This window comes from Streptomyces rishiriensis (assembly GCF_003112535.1).
Classification (GTDB): domain Bacteria; phylum Actinomycetota; class Actinomycetes; order Streptomycetales; family Streptomycetaceae; genus Streptomyces; species Streptomyces rishiriensis.
Map to the genome: position 1 here is coordinate 162,941 of NZ_BEWA01000030.1, position 14,949 is coordinate 177,889.

The window sequence follows — 14,949 nt, forward strand, 5'->3', positions numbered from 1 at the left end:
GGCGACGGCGTCGAGCGGCGGACCGAGAGCCCTCGCCTCCACCGGCCGATGGGCGGGAGGTCCCGCTCGATCCGCACGGCGACCGGGGGCGTCGGAACGCACCGGCGGACGTGCCGACGCCCCCGGTCGCCGACGGCGAGAGCGAGGGCGAGAGCGAGGGCAGGGGGCACGCCGGGGCCGGCGGGCGTCCCGGCAAGGGGCACGGCTGACTCCTCCCGGATCGTTCACAAGAGCAGGGGGTTGGCGATGGTGACGTAGACGGACTGGGTGTCCACCGGTCCGACGAGTTCGTCGAGACCGTGCAGCCGAGTGAGCAGATTGGCCTTGCAGCGCAGCACGGGTGCGTCGAGCAGCCGGGCGGGCAGCGAACTGCGGCCGCCCGTCCGCCCGGGGCCGGAGGCGGCCCCGCCGTCGGCGTCGGCGCGGGGCTGGTCGGCGTCGGCGAGGAAGCGCCGGAAGGCCGCGAGCAGGAGGCGTTCGTCGGCGAGCCCCTGGGAGCCGAACGCGCCGATGAGCCCCAGCACGTTGTTGATCCCCAGGTAGTAGCAGAACCGCTCGTCGGTGACGTCGTCGGAGACGAAGGTGTCGCTGCGCGCCCCGACCCCGGGCAGCCGGGCGTCGAGTTCCGCGCGGTGGGACTCGCGGAAGTAGTAGCCCTGGTTGTCGCGGTAGCGGCCGCCCCTGGGCCAGCCGTCCGGGTCCAGCAGGACGAGCGTGTTCTGCTGGTGCGCCTCCAGGGCGATCCCCGCCACGCCGTCGAGCCACAGGACGGGCCGGACGACCTGGTCCAGGTAGCGCAGGAACCACTCCGCCGCCACCGCCCCCGGCGGCCGGCCGGTGCGCCCGGCGAGACGCGTGACGATCACGTCCAGCCGGGAGCGCGGGACCGGACCCGCACCCGCGAGGGCCGGGGGCGTCCCGCGCGTCCGGTCGGTCGCGTCGGCTGCGTCGGCCGCCTCGCGTGCGTGCGGCCGGGGCGCCACGAGGCCGGCGAGGCAGCAGACGTCGTCCGCCGGGGTGAAGGGGTTGTGGCGGATCATCACGTCGAGTCCGGTCAGCGGGCGGCCGTCCGGGCCGTCGACCGCGAGCCAGGCGGGATCGCGGACGATGTCGAAACCCGGGTGGGCCGCGTGCCACCGCTCGGCGAGTCCGGAGCGCAGGAGCCGGTGCACCTCCACGCCCCGGTGGAGCTCCTTGCGCAGGTTCTCCCGACGCGAGTTGGTGATGCGCAGGCTCAGGGACAGCTTCAGCATGGCCGGGGCGCCGGACCGGTGCACGGTGCGCACGGAGGAGGTGGGGCGCCACGGAAGGCCGTGCGCGCCCAGATCCCGGACCAGACCGGCGTCGAACAGCGCCTCGGCCTCGGGACGGCGTCGCATCTCGGCCAGTTGCCAGGGATGCACGGGCAGGGCGGTGAAGCCGTCGGGCAGCGGCAGTCCCGTGGCCGCCAGTCGCGCCGTCAGCCGGGCGGCGGGGACGGGGCGGCCGCCCTCGGTCCAGGCGGAGTCCGTGGCGAGCACGGAGGGAGCGACGGCCACCCAGTGGAGCCGGAAGGAGCCGCGCGACTCGGGTGAGTACCGGCGCGCCTCGCCGTCCGAGAGCCCTTCTCGGCTCTTGGGGGTCGGGTGCAACGGGTGCCCCAGCAGCAGCGCCTGCTCGGCGGCCAGGAACAGGTCGGGGCCGTCGGCGGGGCTCGCTCTGCGCTCGGCGATGAACACGGCGGTACGGCGGACGGAGTCGGCGACGCGCGCGACGAGGTCGACGCCCTCGCCGCCCCCACCTCCGCCTCCTCCGTCTCCACCGCCTCCGTCTCCATCGCCTCCGTCTCCATCGCCGGCGGGCGTCTCGCGGGCCAGCAGGGCGGCGACCGTGACGGCGTCCGCGGGCGGGGCCTGCTCGGGAGCGTCGGCCAGGCGCGGCAGGCCGAAGCGGTGCCAGCCCGTCGGGGACCAGTGGTGGACGGGCACGAGCAGGCTGACACCGCTCGCGGGCAACGGCACGCGCAGAACGCCGTCGCCGGGGGCGGGCAGTCCGGTCTCGCGGACCCAGCAGCGCAGCAGGTTCTCCACGGCTGCGGCCTGGGCGGCGGTGTGCGGATCGGGGTGGTCCAGGAGGTCGTCAGCGGCGGAGGGCGCCGGTTCGGCGGGTGGGACCGTTCCCGGCTCACGCGGCGTCGGCAGCGACCGCGCGGAGGGGTTGGCGGGTCCTGCGGAGAGGGCGGACGGCCGCTCGGGCGGCGCCGGAGGTACGTCCGCGGGGGGTGCGGGGGCGGCGTCCGCTGGGCGTGCGGGGTCGGCGTCGGCGGGTTGCGGGAAGGTGGTCAAGGTCGGTCCTCGGTCGGTCCTCGTGGAATGAAGGGGCAGAAGCGAGCAGGCGCTGACACGGAGCCCGCGCTCGCTCCCGGCTCCCGGCCCCGGGGGGGGGACGCCAGGCGCGCCCGTCTCCGGTGACTCCGGTGGGGAGCGGCGGCCGGATCATCTCGCCCGGTCGGCACTGCTGCCCTGGCGTGAGACCGGCTCGGGAGGCCGGTCCGGCGGGTTCTGCCTGCTCGGAGAGTGGGCCTCCATCTGCCCCGCCTGCTCTGCTTGCCCCGCCTGCTCCCTATGCCTCTCGCGTCCCTTGCGCCCTTTCTCGTCCCTGCCGTGGGCGTGGCTCGCGGCCACCGCTGCCATGGCGTCCGCGAGCCGGTCCAGCACCGCGGCGGCCTGCTCGTCGGTGATGGTCAGCGGCGGAAGCAGTCGTACGACGCCGGCGTGACGGCCCCCGAGCTCCACGATCAGGCCGCGCCGCAGGCACTCCCGCTGGAGGGACAGGGCCAGCGCGGGGGCGGCGGGGAAGGGACGGTGCGCACCGCCGAGCCCCTGGACCTCGCCGACCCCACCGGCCTCGTCGTTCCCCGGGATCCCCTCGATCCCCTCCATCCCCTGGCTCCCCTGGCCGCCCTGGCTCCCGCATGACGCTTCCGGGTCCACCATCTCGACCCCGATCATCAGTCCGCGCCCCCGTACGTCGCCCATGCACGGGAACTCCTCGGCGAGGCGCCGGAGGCCGCGCAGTATGCGGGCGCCCAGGACGGCGGCCCGGTCGGCGAGGCCGTTCTCGCGGACGAAGGCGAGGGTGGCCGTACCGGCGGCCATGGCGAGCTGGTTGCCGCGGAACGTGCCCGCGTGGGCGCCCGACTGCCAGGCGTCGAGTTCCTCGCGGTAGACCACGACGGCGAGCGGCAGGCTGCCGCCGATGGCCTTGGACAGGACCATCACGTCGGGGGTGACGCCGCTGTGCTCCACCGCCCAGAAGGCGCCGGTCCGCCCGACGCCCGTCTGGATTTCGTCGGCGATCAGCGGGATGGAGCGCTCCGCGGTGATCTGTCGCATCCGGCGCAGCCAGGCGTCCGGTGCGGGGATCACCCCGCCCTCCCCCTGCACGGGTTCGAGGATCATCCCGGCGGGGCGCCGCACCCCCGACTTGGGATCGTCGAGGACGGACTCGGTCCAGCGGGCGGCGAGTTCGGCGCCGCGCTCGCCGCCGACGCCGAACGGGCAGCGGTAGTCCTGCGGGTAGGGCAACCGTGCCACCCGGACGTCGCCGGCGCCCCCGGAGACTTCGAGGGATCCGGCGGTCATGCCGTGGTAGGCGCCGGTGAAGGCCAGGACGCCCGTACGGCCGGTGGCGGTCCGGACCAGCTTGAGAGCGGCCTCCACCGCGTCCGTGCCGGCCGGTCCGCAGAACTGCACGCGCGCGTGGTCGGCCAGGCCGGGCGGCAGGGTGCGGAAGAGTTCGGTGACGAAGGCGTCCTTGACGGGGGTCGCGAGGTCGAGCACCTGAAGGGGCGCGCCCGAGTCGAGTACTTTGCGGATGGCCTCCAGCACGACGGGGTGGTTGTGCCCGAGGGCTAGAGCGCCGGCGCCGGAGAGACAGTCGAGGTAGCGGCGGCCGTCCGCGCCCTCGATCGTCAGCCCGCGTGCCCGCACCGGCACGATGGGCAGGGCACGCGCATAGGTGCGCGCCGCCGACTCACGCGCCGACTGACGCCTCAGGATGCCCTCGGGCACTGACTCGGTCACGACCACGGCTTCCCGTCCTTCCGCAGTTCAGGGGCCGGGCGCGGACAGCGGACCCCCCACCGCTACCAACCCCGGACCGTCTTCGCGGTTACGGGTTGCCGCAAGATCTCCGCTGTGACCGAACAGTTGCCGTTCCGTCAGGAGACCCCCACAGCGAGCGCATATCGTGTGGAGGCATCGCACCTGGCCGCGCGGCCCGCTTGAACCCGGGACGCGCTACCCGTGAGTTCCGCTCCGGGGGAACGGCCGGTGTCTCAAGTTCGTTCACAGCAGGGGGAGTCAGACCATGCGATCCACACGGCCGTCGTTCACCGTCCGCCGGAGGAGGAACACGCGCCGCGGAACCTCCCCCGTGCTGGGCGCCATGGCCCTCGTCTCGGTGCTCGCGCTCACCGCGACCGCGTGCGACTCGGGCGACACCGACGCGGGCGGCCAGACCCAAGCCACCGTGCCGGCCACCGGCGACGGAAAGATCACGATCCCGGACGACATCAAGGACAGGCTCAAAGAGCACGGGATCGATCTCGACAAGTGGAAGAACGGCGCCTGGAAGAACTGGGACAGGGACGACTGGCTGCGCGAGGCGCAGGACTACGTCAACCCGATCATCAAGGGCCTGTGGGACCCGGACCGGATGCGCAAGGCGGAGGACCCGGACCGCAGCGTCGACGACAGCGATCTCTCCGGTGACCAGGGCGTGACCGACCCGACGCCGCAGGCGGTGGACGCCAAGGCCGTGCCGACGAAGTACCACGCCAACGCCCCCGAGGCGGGCAAGGTGTTCTTCGACTCTCCCGAGGGCACGATGGTCTGCTCGGCGACCGTCGTGCGGGACCCGGCCCACCCGGGCAAGTCCAACCTCGTGTGGACGGCGGGCCATTGCGTGCACGCGGGCAAGGGCGGCGGCTGGTACCGCAACATCGCGTTCGTGCCGTCGTACAACGATCAGGGCCTGTCGTCCGCGCAGTTGCAGACGGCCACCAAGGAGCAGGCCGCGCCGTACGGGGTCTGGTGGGGCGACTGGACGAAGACCTCGGACCAGTGGATCGCGCAGGGCGGTCAGACCGGCGGCGACGGCGCCTCCTACGACTACGCCGTCATCCATGTGACGCCGGAGGAGGGCGGCTCGGGCAAGTCCCTGGAGGAGACGGTCGGTTCGGCTCTCCCGGTGAACTTCAGGGCCCCGGCGGTGCCGAAGGTCGACAGCATCACGGCGACCGGATACCCGGCGGCCAAGCCGTACGACGGCCAGAAGCTCTACCAGTGCCAGGACAGGCCGGGGCGGTTCTCGATCAACTCCGCGGACCCGACGATGTACCGCATCGGCTGCACGATGACCGGCGGTTCGTCGGGCGGCGGCTGGGTCGCGACGGGCTCGGACGGCAAGCCTGCGCTGGTGTCCAACACCTCGATCGGCCCGGTGAAGTCGGGGTGGCTCGCCGGCCCGCGGCTCGGCGACGTGGCCAAGGGCGTCTACGACTCGGTGAGCGAGAAGTTCGCCGACCGGTAGCCGGACCGGCGGTGGGGCGCCGAGGGGGCCCGTGGGGGCGCCCGCGCCGTCCCGCCGCCGTTCGTCCCGAAGTTCGTCCCGCCCGCCGGCGCCGACCGCCCGGAAGTGTCTCCTCCTCGGCGGGAACGTGACGTACGGCGGCCGGTGAGCCGGACAGGCCGAAGGCCCGTGCCCCGCGGTGAGCGGGGCACGGGCCTTCGGCGTACAGCGGACCGGGCCGGTCGCGGCGGCCTAGACGGCCGGCGCCGGAACGTACGGCGCGAGGTCCGCCGCCAGTTCCTCGTGCACCCGGGCCTTCAGCAGGGTGCCCTCCGCGGTGTGCTCCTCGGAGATCACCTCGCCCTCCGTGTGGGCACGGGCCACCAGGCCGCCATGGGTGTACGGCACCAGTGCCTCGACCTCGACCGACGGCCGCGGAAGCTGGTCGTCGATCAGGGCGAGCAGCTCGGCGATGCCCTGGCCGGTGCGGGCCGAGACCGCGATGGAGCGCTTCTCGATCCGCATGAGCCGCTGGAGCGTCAGCGGGTCGGCCGCGTCCGCCTTGTTGATCACGACGATCTCGGGCACGCCCGTGGCGCCGACGTCCCGGACGACCTCGCGCACGGCGGCCAGCTGCTCCTCCGGGGCGGGGTGCGAGCCGTCCACCACGTGAAGGATCAGGTCGGACTCGCCGACCTCCTCCATGGTGGAGCGGAACGCCTCGACCAGGTGGTGCGGCAGGTGCCGGACGAAGCCGACGGTGTCGGCCAGCGTGTACAGACGGCCGCTCGGGGTCTCGGCCCGGCGCACGGTCGGGTCCAGGGTCGCGAACAGGGCGTTCTCGACCAGGACGCCCGCGCCCGTGAGACGGTTGAGCAGGGACGACTTGCCCGCGTTGGTGTAGCCCGCGATGGCGACGGACGGCACCTTGTGGCGCTTGCGCTCCTGACGCTTGATCTCGCGGCCGGTCTTCATCTCCGCGATCTCCCGGCGCATCTTCGCCATCTTCTCGCGGATCCGCCGACGGTCCGTCTCGATCTTGGTCTCACCGGGGCCGCGGGTGGCGAGGCCGCCGCCCTTGCCGCCGCCCATCTGACGGGACAGCGACTGACCCCAGCCGCGCAGCCTCGGCAGCATGTACTGCATCTGCGCGAGCGCGACCTGCGCCTTGCCCTCACGGGACTTGGCGTGCTGGGCGAAGATGTCGAGGATCAGGGCCGTACGGTCGATGACCTTGACCTTGACGACGTCCTCGAGGTGGATGAGCTGGCCGGGGCTGAGCTCTCCGTCGCAGATCACGGTGTCGGCGCCGGTCTCCAGGACGATGTCCCGGAGTTCGTTCGCCTTGCCGGAGCCGATGTAGGTGGCCGCGTCGGGCTTGTCGCGGCGCTGGATCACGCCGTCGAGCACGAGCGCTCCCGCCGTCTCGGCGAGGGCGGCCAGCTCCGCGAGGGAGTTGTCCGCGTCCTGCGAGGTTCCCGTGGTCCAGACACCGACGAGTACGACGCGCTCCAGGCGGAGCTGTCGGTACTCGACCTCGGTGACGTCCTCGAGCTCGGTGGAGAGACCCGCCACGCGGCGCAGGGCCGCGCGCTCGGAGCGGTCGAACTGGTCGCCGTCCCGGTCTCCGTCGATCTCGTGGCTCCAGGCGACGTCCTCTTCCATCAGGGCATCGGCCCGAAGACCTTCGGGGTAGGCGTGCGCAACGCGCGTGGTGTCCTGGGAAGCGGAAGAAGAGGAGGTCATTGGGTCCTTACGTCGTTGGGAATGCCGGTTCGGCGGCCTTCATGAGGGACAACGCACGAACACCCCGGGAGATTCCCGTGCACCGTGCCGCGCCGACCGCACGATGGTCGCACGGTACGGCCCGTCTCGTCATCGTCTTATTCCGACGCCCGCGCGGCCGCCGGCTGCGGCTTCGACGTCCTCGGTCCGGCGTGGGAGACGCCCTTGGGTTCCGCCTTGGGTTCGGCCCTGGCGACCGGCGCCGCGGGCTTCCAGTCCGGGTGGCCGGGCATCGCCGGCGTCTTCTCGCCGTACAGCCAGTCCTTGAAGAACCCGCTCAGCTCGCGGCCGGAGATCCCTTCGGCGAGGCGCTCGAAGTCGGCCGTGGTCGCCGTGGAGTCGCGGTGGTTGTTCACCCAGGCACGTTCCAGGCGCTCGAAGGCGGGGACGCCGATCTCCTGGCGCAGGGCGTACAGGACGAGGGCCGCGCCGTCGTAGACGTTGGGCCGGAAGATGCTGATCTTCTGGCCCGGGTGGGGCGCCTTGGGCAGCGCCGGGGGGCCTCCGGCGGCGCGCCAGCGGTCGGAGGCGCCGTACGCGGCCTTCATCCGCGTCTCCAGGGTGCGGCCCGCCTTCTCCTGCGCGTACAGCGCCTCGTACCAGGTGGCATGTCCCTCGTTGAGCCACAGGTCGGACCAGCTGCGCGGGCTGACGCTGTCGCCGAACCACTGGTGGGAGAGCTCGTGCACCATGATCGACTCGACGTACCACTTGGGGTAGCCGGGCTCGGTGAAGAGGTCCTTCTCGAAGAGGGACAGGGTCTGCGTCTCCAGCTCGAACCCGGTCGAGGCGTCGGCCATGAGCAGGCCGTACGTCTCGAAGGGGTAGGGACCGACCTTGCCCTCCATCCAGGCGATCTGCTCGGGGGTCTTCTTCAGCCACGGCTCCAGGGCCTCGCGGTCCTTGGTGGGCACGACGTCCCTCACGGGGAGGGCGTGCGGTCCCTCGCGGTGCACGACGGTGGAGCGGCCGATCGACACCTGGGCGAGCTCGGTCGCCATGGGGTGCTGGGTGCGGTAGGTCCACGTGGTCGCCGCGCCGACGCGTTCGACCCCGGCCGGCAGGCCGCCGGCGACCGCCGTGTAGTCGTTGGGGGCGGTGACGCGGATGGTGAACATCGCCTTGTCGGACGGGTGGTCGTTGCACGGGAAGACCAGGTGGGCGGCGTCCGCCTGGTTGGCCATGGCGAGGCCGTCCGCGGTCCTGACCCAGCCGCCGTCCCGGTCGTCGGCGCTCACCGGATCACTGGTGTGCCGCACGGTGATCCGGACCCAGCTGCCCGGGGGCAGCGAGCTCGACGGGGTGACCACCAGGTCGTCGCCTGCGCCGGCGAAGGCGGCGGGCTTGCCGTCGACCTCGACCGAGTCGACCTTGCCGTGGGCGAAGTCGAGGTTGATCCGGTCCAGGGCGGCCGTGGTCCAGGCGTCGATGGTGGTGACCGCCTTGAGGGGCTCGCTGTTGACGCCGGAATAGGTGAAGGACAGGTCGTACGAGGCGACGTCGTACCCGGGATTGCCCAGGTACGGGAAGAGGCGGTCGCCGAGGCCGAGCGGGTCCGCCGGAGCGCTCGCGGCGACGAGGCAGACGGAGACGGCCGAGGCGAGCAGCGCGGACTTGAGCCGGACGCGGGGGGTGAGCAGCATGCACCACCGCTACCAGCGCGGACGCGGGCCGCGTGGGCGACGCGCTCCCGGCCCACCCGAACGGATGGCGCCCGCGCGCGTGAGCGGTCGCCCCGGAGGCGGGGACGCCCCTCACGCACCCGCGCGCGGGTGTGTCCTTTGCCTGTTCCGCCGAGACCTACGCCTGTTCCGCCGAGGCCTGCGCGTGGTGCTGCGCACGGTCCACGTCGTACACGCCGGGCACGTTGCGCATGGCCCGCATGAGGGCGGGCAGGTGCGCGGCGTCGGGAAGCTGGACGGTGTAGGTGTGACGCACCCGCTGCTGGCTCGGGGGCTCGACGGTCGCGGAGACGATCTCGGCGCCTTCCAGTGCCATCGCCTCGGTGAGGTCGGCCAGCAGATGCGGTCGGCCGAACGATTCGGCGACCAGGGTGACCCGGCAGCCGGTGGTGTCGCCCCAGCGCACCTCGGCCTCCTCGCGCCCCGCGCTCGCCATGCGCGCCACGGCGTCGCACTCCGCGCGGTGCACGGTGACCACTCCCCCGCGTACCAGGAACCCGGTGATGTCGTCGAGCGGCACGGGCGTGCAGCACCCGGCGAGCCGGACGGCGGCGTCGGGCCGGTCGGCGACCGTGACGGCGGCTCCGGGGCGGGCGGCGGGCGCGTCGGCGCCGAAGGGGTCGGCAGCGGACCGGGCGGTCGCCTCCGCGGCCTTGGCGGCCCCCGGGTCGGCCGCCGGTGCGGGGTCCTCCTGCTCGGCCGGGGCCGGGTGCGTCGCCAGCCACCGCTGGATGGCGATCCGGGCGGCCGGGGTGTGGGCGTGCTCCAGCCACTCCCTGGACGGCTCCGACGCCGGGTCCTGGCCCATGAGGAGCTGCACGGTGTCGCCGTCCCGCAGAACGGTGCTGAGGGTCGCCAGACGGCCGTTGACCCGGGCGCCGATGCAGGCGTGGGCGTCCTCGCCGTACTGCGCGTACGCGGCGTCGACGCAGGTCGCGCCCTCGGGCAGGCCGAGCGTGCCGCCGTCCGGCCGGAAGACGGTGATCTCGCGGTCCTGCGCGAGGTCCTCGCGCAGGGTGGACCAGAAGGTGTCGGGGTCGGGCGCGGCCTCCTGCCAGTCCAGCAGGCGGGAGAGCCAGCCGGGCCGCGTCGGGTCGACGCGTTCCTCGTCGGCCGCGGCCCGCTCCCGGGCCTGGTCCTCGGAAGGAGCCGGGTAGGGATTGCCGAGCGCCACGACGCCGGCCTCCGCCACCTTGTGCATCTGGTGCGTGCGGATGAGGACTTCGGCGACCTGGCCGTCCTCGCGGGCCACCGCGGTGTGCAGCGACTGGTACAGGTTGAACTTGGGGACGGCGATGAAGTCCTTGAACTCCGAGACCACCGGCGTCATACAGGTGTGCAGCTCGCCCAGGACGGCGTAACAGTCGGCGTCCTCGTTCACCAGCACCAGCAGGCGGCCGAAGTCGGAGCCGCGCATCCGGCCGCGCTTGCGGGAGAAGCGGTGCACGGAGACGAAGTGCCGCGGACGGATGAGGACTTCGGCCTGGATGCCGGCGTCGCGCAGGATCGCTCGCATCGCGTCGGCGAACTCGGCGAGAGGGTCGTCCGCGCGGGAGGCGTTCTCGACGATCAGCTCACGGGTGTGCTCGTACTCCTCGGGGTGCAGGATCGCGAAGACGAGGTCTTCCAGCTCGGTCTTGAGGGCCTGGACGCCGAGGCGCTCGGCGAGCGGGATCAGGACGTCCCGGGTGACCTTGGCGATGCGGGCCTGTTTCTCGGGGCGCATCACGCCCAGGGTGCGCATGTTGTGCAGCCGGTCGGCGAGTTTGATCGACATCACGCGGACGTCGTTGCCGGTGGCGACGAGCATCTTGCGGAAGGTCTCGGGCTCGGCGGCCGCGCCGTAGTCGACCTTCTCCAGCTTGGTGACGCCGTCGACGAGATAGCGCACCTCGGCGCCGAACTGCTCGCCGACCTGATCGAGCGTCACATCGGTGTCCTCGACGGTGTCGTGGAGCAGCGAGGCGGTCAGGGTCGTGGTCTCCGCGCCGAGTTCGGCGAGGATCAGGGTCACGGCGAGCGGGTGCGTGATGTAGGGCTCGCCGCTCTTGCGCATCTGGCCGCGGTGCGAGGACTCGGCGAGGACGTAGGCGCGGCGCAGGGTTTCGAGGTCGGCGTCGGGATGGTGCGCGCGGTGGACCTCCACGACGTGGCCGATCGCGTCCGGGAGCCGGCCGCGGGAGGCGGGGCCGAGCAGCGCGGCGCCGACCAGGCGGCGCAGATCGATCCGGTGACGGTTGCGCCTGCGGGGTGTGGCCGGCGCCACCGGGCCTGGGGTCGCAGGGTTCGTGGCCTCCGCACTCATGGGCACCTCCGGCTGCGTGGACCGGCGGACGGGGTGTCCCAGGGCGGACACGGCTCAGGGGACTGGTGAACGGTCCCCCGTCCGGGCCGGTGCTTGATGCTACCGAGCCCACCACGCGGGACCGACCGCCTCTCGCCGAGCGTGAAACGGATCACCCATTCGAGCGATGGATGAGGGGTTTACGGTTTTGAGCCACCCGTCCTGGCGCCGGTCGCGCATTCGAACCCCTGGCCCGCCACCGGGGTTGATCATGCGCGCCGCCGGGACGGCCCGGCCTCCGATACCAAGCCCTGATCACATCAGAGGCCGACTGTTTCGAGCCACTCGGACTCGATCTCCCCTGTGGCCACGATCACTGCGGGGCCGGTCATCTCGATCTCGCCGTCCGGCAGCTCGGTGATCACCAGGCGCCCGCCGGGCACGTCGACGGTGTACGTGGCCGGCGTGCCGGTCGCCGCCGGGTCGACGCCGTCCCTGCGCGCGGCCGCCACGGCGACGGCGCACGCGCCCGTGCCGCACGAACGGGTCTCGCCGGCCCCGCGCTCGTGCACGCGCAGGGCGACGTGCCGGGGGCCCCGGTCCACCACGAACTCCACGTTGACCCCGGCGGGGTAGGCGGAGGCCGGGCTGAAGGGCGGCGGCGCGTACAGGTCGCCGGCGTGCGCGAGGTCGTCGACGAAGGCGACGGCGTGCGGGTTGCCCATGTCGACGTTGCGCGCGGGCCAGCTGCGCCCCCCGACGCTCACCGTGACGTCCCCCTCGGGGAGGAGGGCCCTGCCCATGCCGACGGTGACGTCGCCGTCCTTGGCGAGGTGCACGCGCTTGACGCCCCCGCGCGTGGCGACCGTGAAATCACCCTCGGTGACGAGACCGGCGTGCTGGAGATAGCGCGCGAAGACGCGGACCCCGTTGCCGCACATCTCGGCGATCGAGCCGTCGCCGTTGCGGTAGTCCATGAACCACTCCGCCCGGGCCGCCATGTCCTTCGCCTCGGGGTGCGCGGCGGACCGCACGACGTGCAGCAGACCGTCACCGCCGATGCCCGCGCGGCGGTCGCACAGGGCGGCGACGGCGGCCGGGGGCAGGTCGACGGCGTTGTCCGGGTCCGGAACGATCACGAAGTCGTTCTCGGTGCCGTGTCCCTTGAGGAAGGCGATCCGCGTGCTCATCCCTCGATCGTACGGGGTGGCCACGACACCGGGCCCGGGGCCGCGGAGCAGCCGGCCGTCACCCGCGCGTGGGCGGCTCAGCGGAGCCGGGCGACCCGCCAGACCGCCAGGGCCACCACGGCCGCCACCATCACGACGTAGGCGATGGCGACCCGCCAGTCGGGCCGGCGCCCGGAGCCGCGCGCGGGCAGGCCGGGCCACGTGTGACCGACACGGCGGGCGGCCATCATCCCCCAGCCGGCCGCGCAGGAGCAGATCAGCAGCCCGAGCATGGCGATCATGGCCCCGCTGTCGCCGAAGTCGAAGGCGAGTGGGAAGGCGAACATCAGGGAGCCGATCGCGGCCAGGGCCACGATGGGCGCGAGCTGCCAGATCCGCAGCCGACGCTGCGGGCGCAGCTCGACCTCGACCTCGGGGCCGCCCGCGAACATCTCCTCGGGCTCGGGACCGTCGTCGGTCACACCGCCCTGGGTGTCGTCCTCGTCCGGCCCGTCCGGGCTCAGACGGGCTTCCTCGGGCTCCGGTTCACCGATGCCGGTGATGCGGTGCTCGGTGCCTTGTGCGGTGTCGCGAGGGCCGGCCTCCATCGCCACGCGCCCTCCCAACTCGGACTCCACTTGGTCGATCGAAGCTCGATGATGGCACGCCGCCGGAGGCCCGGATGACGGCCTGGGCGTCCCGATGCCATGACGTGATCAGGCTGTGACCGGTCGTTCCACCAACGCCAGCGCGAGTTCAGGAAGTTCTGTGAGATCAGCCGCGGCCCCACTCAACCAGTGCACCCGCGGATCACGCCTGAACCACGAATCCTGTCGGCGCGCGAAGCGCTTGGTGGCACGCACGGTCTCCGCGCGCGCCTCGTCCTCGGTGCACTCGCCGGCCAGGGCCGCGAGGATCTGCTGGTAACCGAGCGCGCGGGAGGCCGTGCGCCCCTCGCGCAGTCCCTGCGCCTCCAGCGCGCGGACCTCGTCCACGAGCCCCGCGTCCCACATCCGGTCGACGCGGCGGGCGATGCGCTCGTCGAGTTCGGGGCGCGCCACGTCGACCCCGATCTGGACGGTGTCGTAGACGGAGTCATGGCCGGGCAGGTTGGCCGTGAAGGGCTTGCCGGTGAGCTCGATCACTTCGAGGGCCCGGACGATGCGGCGGCCGTTGCCGGGCAGGATCGCCTGCGCGGCCTCGGGATCGGCCGCGGCCAGCCGGGCGTGCAGCGCGCCCGAACCGCGCAGCGTGAGCTCCTCCTCCAGCCGTGCGCGCACCTCGGGGTCGGTGCCGGGGAACTCCAGGTTGTCGACGGCGCCGCGGACGTACAGACCGGAGCCGCCGACGAGGACCGGCCAGCGGCCCTCGGCGAGCAGCGCGTCGATCCGCTCGCGCGCCAGCCGCTGGTACTCGGCGACGGAGGCGGTGACGGTGACGTCCCAGACGTCCAGGAGGTGGTGCGGGACTCCGGCGCGCTCCTGCGGCGTCAGTTTGGCGGTGCCGATGTCCATCCCTCGGTAGAGCTGCATGGAGTCGGCGTTGACGACCTCGCCGCCGAGTCGCCGAGCCAGGAAAACGCCCAGATCGGACTTTCCGGCTGCGGTCGGTCCGACGACGGCGATGACACGGGGGGCGGGGGGTGCGCTGCTCACCGCACCAGTCTCGCAAACCCCGCTCCCACCCTCGAACGAGTTACGTGACGGCACCGGTCCGAAGTCGTTCCCCGTTGCGGGATTTCCGTCGCCCTGCGCAAGGGCGACGCCCCCCGGTGGCGCGAACGGACGCACCGGCCGACGCGGGTTTTCGCCCGCACGAGTACCGTATGGAGTGGACATGGGCGTTTTGGCGCGACTTTTCCGGAGGTCGAAGTCCGTGGAGGAGCCGGCGACGGAGGAGGCGACCACCGCCGCCGTCGCGTCGGCCGACGCGACGGAGGACACGGCCGAGGCGGAGGCCGAAACGGTCACCGAGGACTCGCAGGAGACGGCAGCGACCGCGGCCGCCACGCACGGCGAGGCGGCGAAGGAGCCGGAGCCGGTCGCCGCCGACGACGACGGCGTCGGGATCCCCCGTCAGCAGTCCCCCGAGGAGACGGCCGACAGTGAGGCCGCCGACGAGGGCGCCCGCACGTAACGCACCGCGAGGGAAGGTGGCCCATGGGTCTCTTGGACAGTTTGAAGGCCCGGCTCGCCCCGGCCAAGGGCAAGGTCTCGGACCTCGCGCAGCAGCATGGGGACAAGGTGCACCACGGCATCGACAAAGCCGCCAAGGTCGTCGACGAGAAGACCAAGGGCAAGTACAGCGACACGATCCACACGGGCACCGACAAGGCCAAGGGGGCCATGGACCGGCTCGCGCACAAGGACGAGCCCTCGACGGGCGGCGGCGACACCTTCGTCCCGCCCACCCCGCCGCCACCGGCTTCCTGACCTGGCGTGGACCGGCGGGCGGCCGCGGAGCGGGCACGCTCGCG

General features: G+C 73.0%; 11 protein-coding genes. 3 read left to right on the forward strand and 8 right to left on the reverse strand.

Annotated elements, in window-relative coordinates; genetic code table 11:
• Positions 1–224 precede the first annotated feature (224 nt).
• Both Sri02f_RS38065 and Sri02f_RS38070 read right to left on the reverse strand, forming a co-directional pair.
• Positions 225–2,324: an IucA/IucC family protein gene (locus tag Sri02f_RS38065; protein WP_373865167.1), complete on the reverse strand. Its 2,100-nt coding sequence runs from the start codon at positions 2,322–2,324 to the stop codon at positions 225–227.
• Positions 2,325–2,474: 150 nt separating this feature from the next.
• Entirely contained in the window at positions 2,475–4,070 is a 1,596-nt protein-coding gene (locus Sri02f_RS38070; protein ID WP_109005872.1) for a diaminobutyrate--2-oxoglutarate transaminase family protein, read from the reverse strand.
• 280 nt (positions 4,071–4,350) lie between these two features.
• Here Sri02f_RS38070 and Sri02f_RS38075 point away from each other — a divergent pair, with 280 nt between their 5' ends.
• Positions 4,351–5,574, forward strand: coding sequence for a trypsin-like serine peptidase (locus tag Sri02f_RS38075; protein ID WP_109005873.1), 1,224 nt, complete (start codon positions 4,351–4,353; stop codon positions 5,572–5,574).
• Positions 5,575–5,805: 231 nt separating this feature from the next.
• On the opposite strand, the gene hflX is transcribed toward Sri02f_RS38075, so the two are convergent.
• The 6 genes from hflX to miaA form a co-directional block, all read right to left on the reverse strand.
• Complete coding sequence (hflX, locus tag Sri02f_RS38080) at positions 5,806–7,299, reverse strand: GTPase HflX (RefSeq protein ID WP_109005874.1); 1,494 nt, start codon at positions 7,297–7,299, stop codon at positions 5,806–5,808.
• 137 nt (positions 7,300–7,436) lie between these two features.
• The gene (locus Sri02f_RS38085) at positions 7,437–8,981 is read right to left on the reverse strand and encodes a M1 family metallopeptidase (RefSeq protein WP_109005875.1); all 1,545 of its coding nucleotides are present in this window, start codon (positions 8,979–8,981) and stop codon (positions 7,437–7,439) included.
• Positions 8,982–9,138: 157 nt separating this feature from the next.
• A complete protein-coding gene (locus Sri02f_RS38090; protein WP_109005876.1) occupies positions 9,139–11,325 on the reverse strand; it encodes a RelA/SpoT family protein in 2,187 nt (728 codons plus the stop codon).
• Positions 11,326–11,624: 299 nt separating this feature from the next.
• Positions 11,625–12,494, reverse strand: coding sequence for a diaminopimelate epimerase (gene dapF, locus Sri02f_RS38095; protein ID WP_109005877.1), 870 nt, complete (start codon positions 12,492–12,494; stop codon positions 11,625–11,627).
• A 77-nt stretch (positions 12,495–12,571) separates the two neighbouring features.
• The gene (locus Sri02f_RS38100; protein WP_109005878.1) at positions 12,572–13,081 is read right to left on the reverse strand and encodes a hypothetical protein; all 510 of its coding nucleotides are present in this window, start codon (positions 13,079–13,081) and stop codon (positions 12,572–12,574) included.
• Between the two features lie 108 nt (positions 13,082–13,189).
• On the reverse strand, positions 13,190–14,128 hold the full coding sequence (gene miaA / locus Sri02f_RS38105) for a tRNA (adenosine(37)-N6)-dimethylallyltransferase MiaA (protein WP_109005879.1): 939 nt from the start codon (positions 14,126–14,128) through the stop codon (positions 13,190–13,192).
• Positions 14,129–14,348: 220 nt separating this feature from the next.
• Here miaA and Sri02f_RS38110 point away from each other — a divergent pair, with 220 nt between their 5' ends.
• Positions 14,349–14,609, forward strand: coding sequence for a hypothetical protein (locus tag Sri02f_RS38110; RefSeq protein ID WP_245970970.1), 261 nt, complete (start codon positions 14,349–14,351; stop codon positions 14,607–14,609).
• Between the two features lie 23 nt (positions 14,610–14,632).
• Positions 14,633–14,905, forward strand: a complete 273-nt coding sequence (locus Sri02f_RS38115) for an antitoxin (protein WP_109005881.1) — start codon at positions 14,633–14,635, stop codon at positions 14,903–14,905.
• Positions 14,906–14,949 lie beyond the last annotated feature (44 nt).

What these genes read in the sequence shown, in the direction of transcription:
- hflX (WP_109005874.1), bottom strand. Translation starts at nt 7,299, where the DNA reads ATGACCTCCTCTTCTTCCGCTTCCCAGGACACCACGCGCGTTGCGCAC.
- Sri02f_RS38115 (WP_109005881.1), top strand. Translation starts at nt 14,633, where the DNA reads ATGGGTCTCTTGGACAGTTTGAAGGCCCGGCTCGCCCCGGCCAAGGGC.
- Sri02f_RS38100 (WP_109005878.1), bottom strand. Translation starts at nt 13,081, where the DNA reads ATGGAGGCCGGCCCTCGCGACACCGCACAAGGCACCGAGCACCGCATC.
- Sri02f_RS38090 (WP_109005876.1), bottom strand. Translation starts at nt 11,325, where the DNA reads ATGAGTGCGGAGGCCACGAACCCTGCGACCCCAGGCCCGGTGGCGCCG.
- dapF (WP_109005877.1), bottom strand. Translation starts at nt 12,494, where the DNA reads ATGAGCACGCGGATCGCCTTCCTCAAGGGACACGGCACCGAGAACGAC.
- Sri02f_RS38075 (WP_109005873.1), top strand. Translation starts at nt 4,351, where the DNA reads ATGCGATCCACACGGCCGTCGTTCACCGTCCGCCGGAGGAGGAACACG.
- Sri02f_RS38085 (WP_109005875.1), bottom strand. Translation starts at nt 8,981, where the DNA reads ATGCTGCTCACCCCCCGCGTCCGGCTCAAGTCCGCGCTGCTCGCCTCG.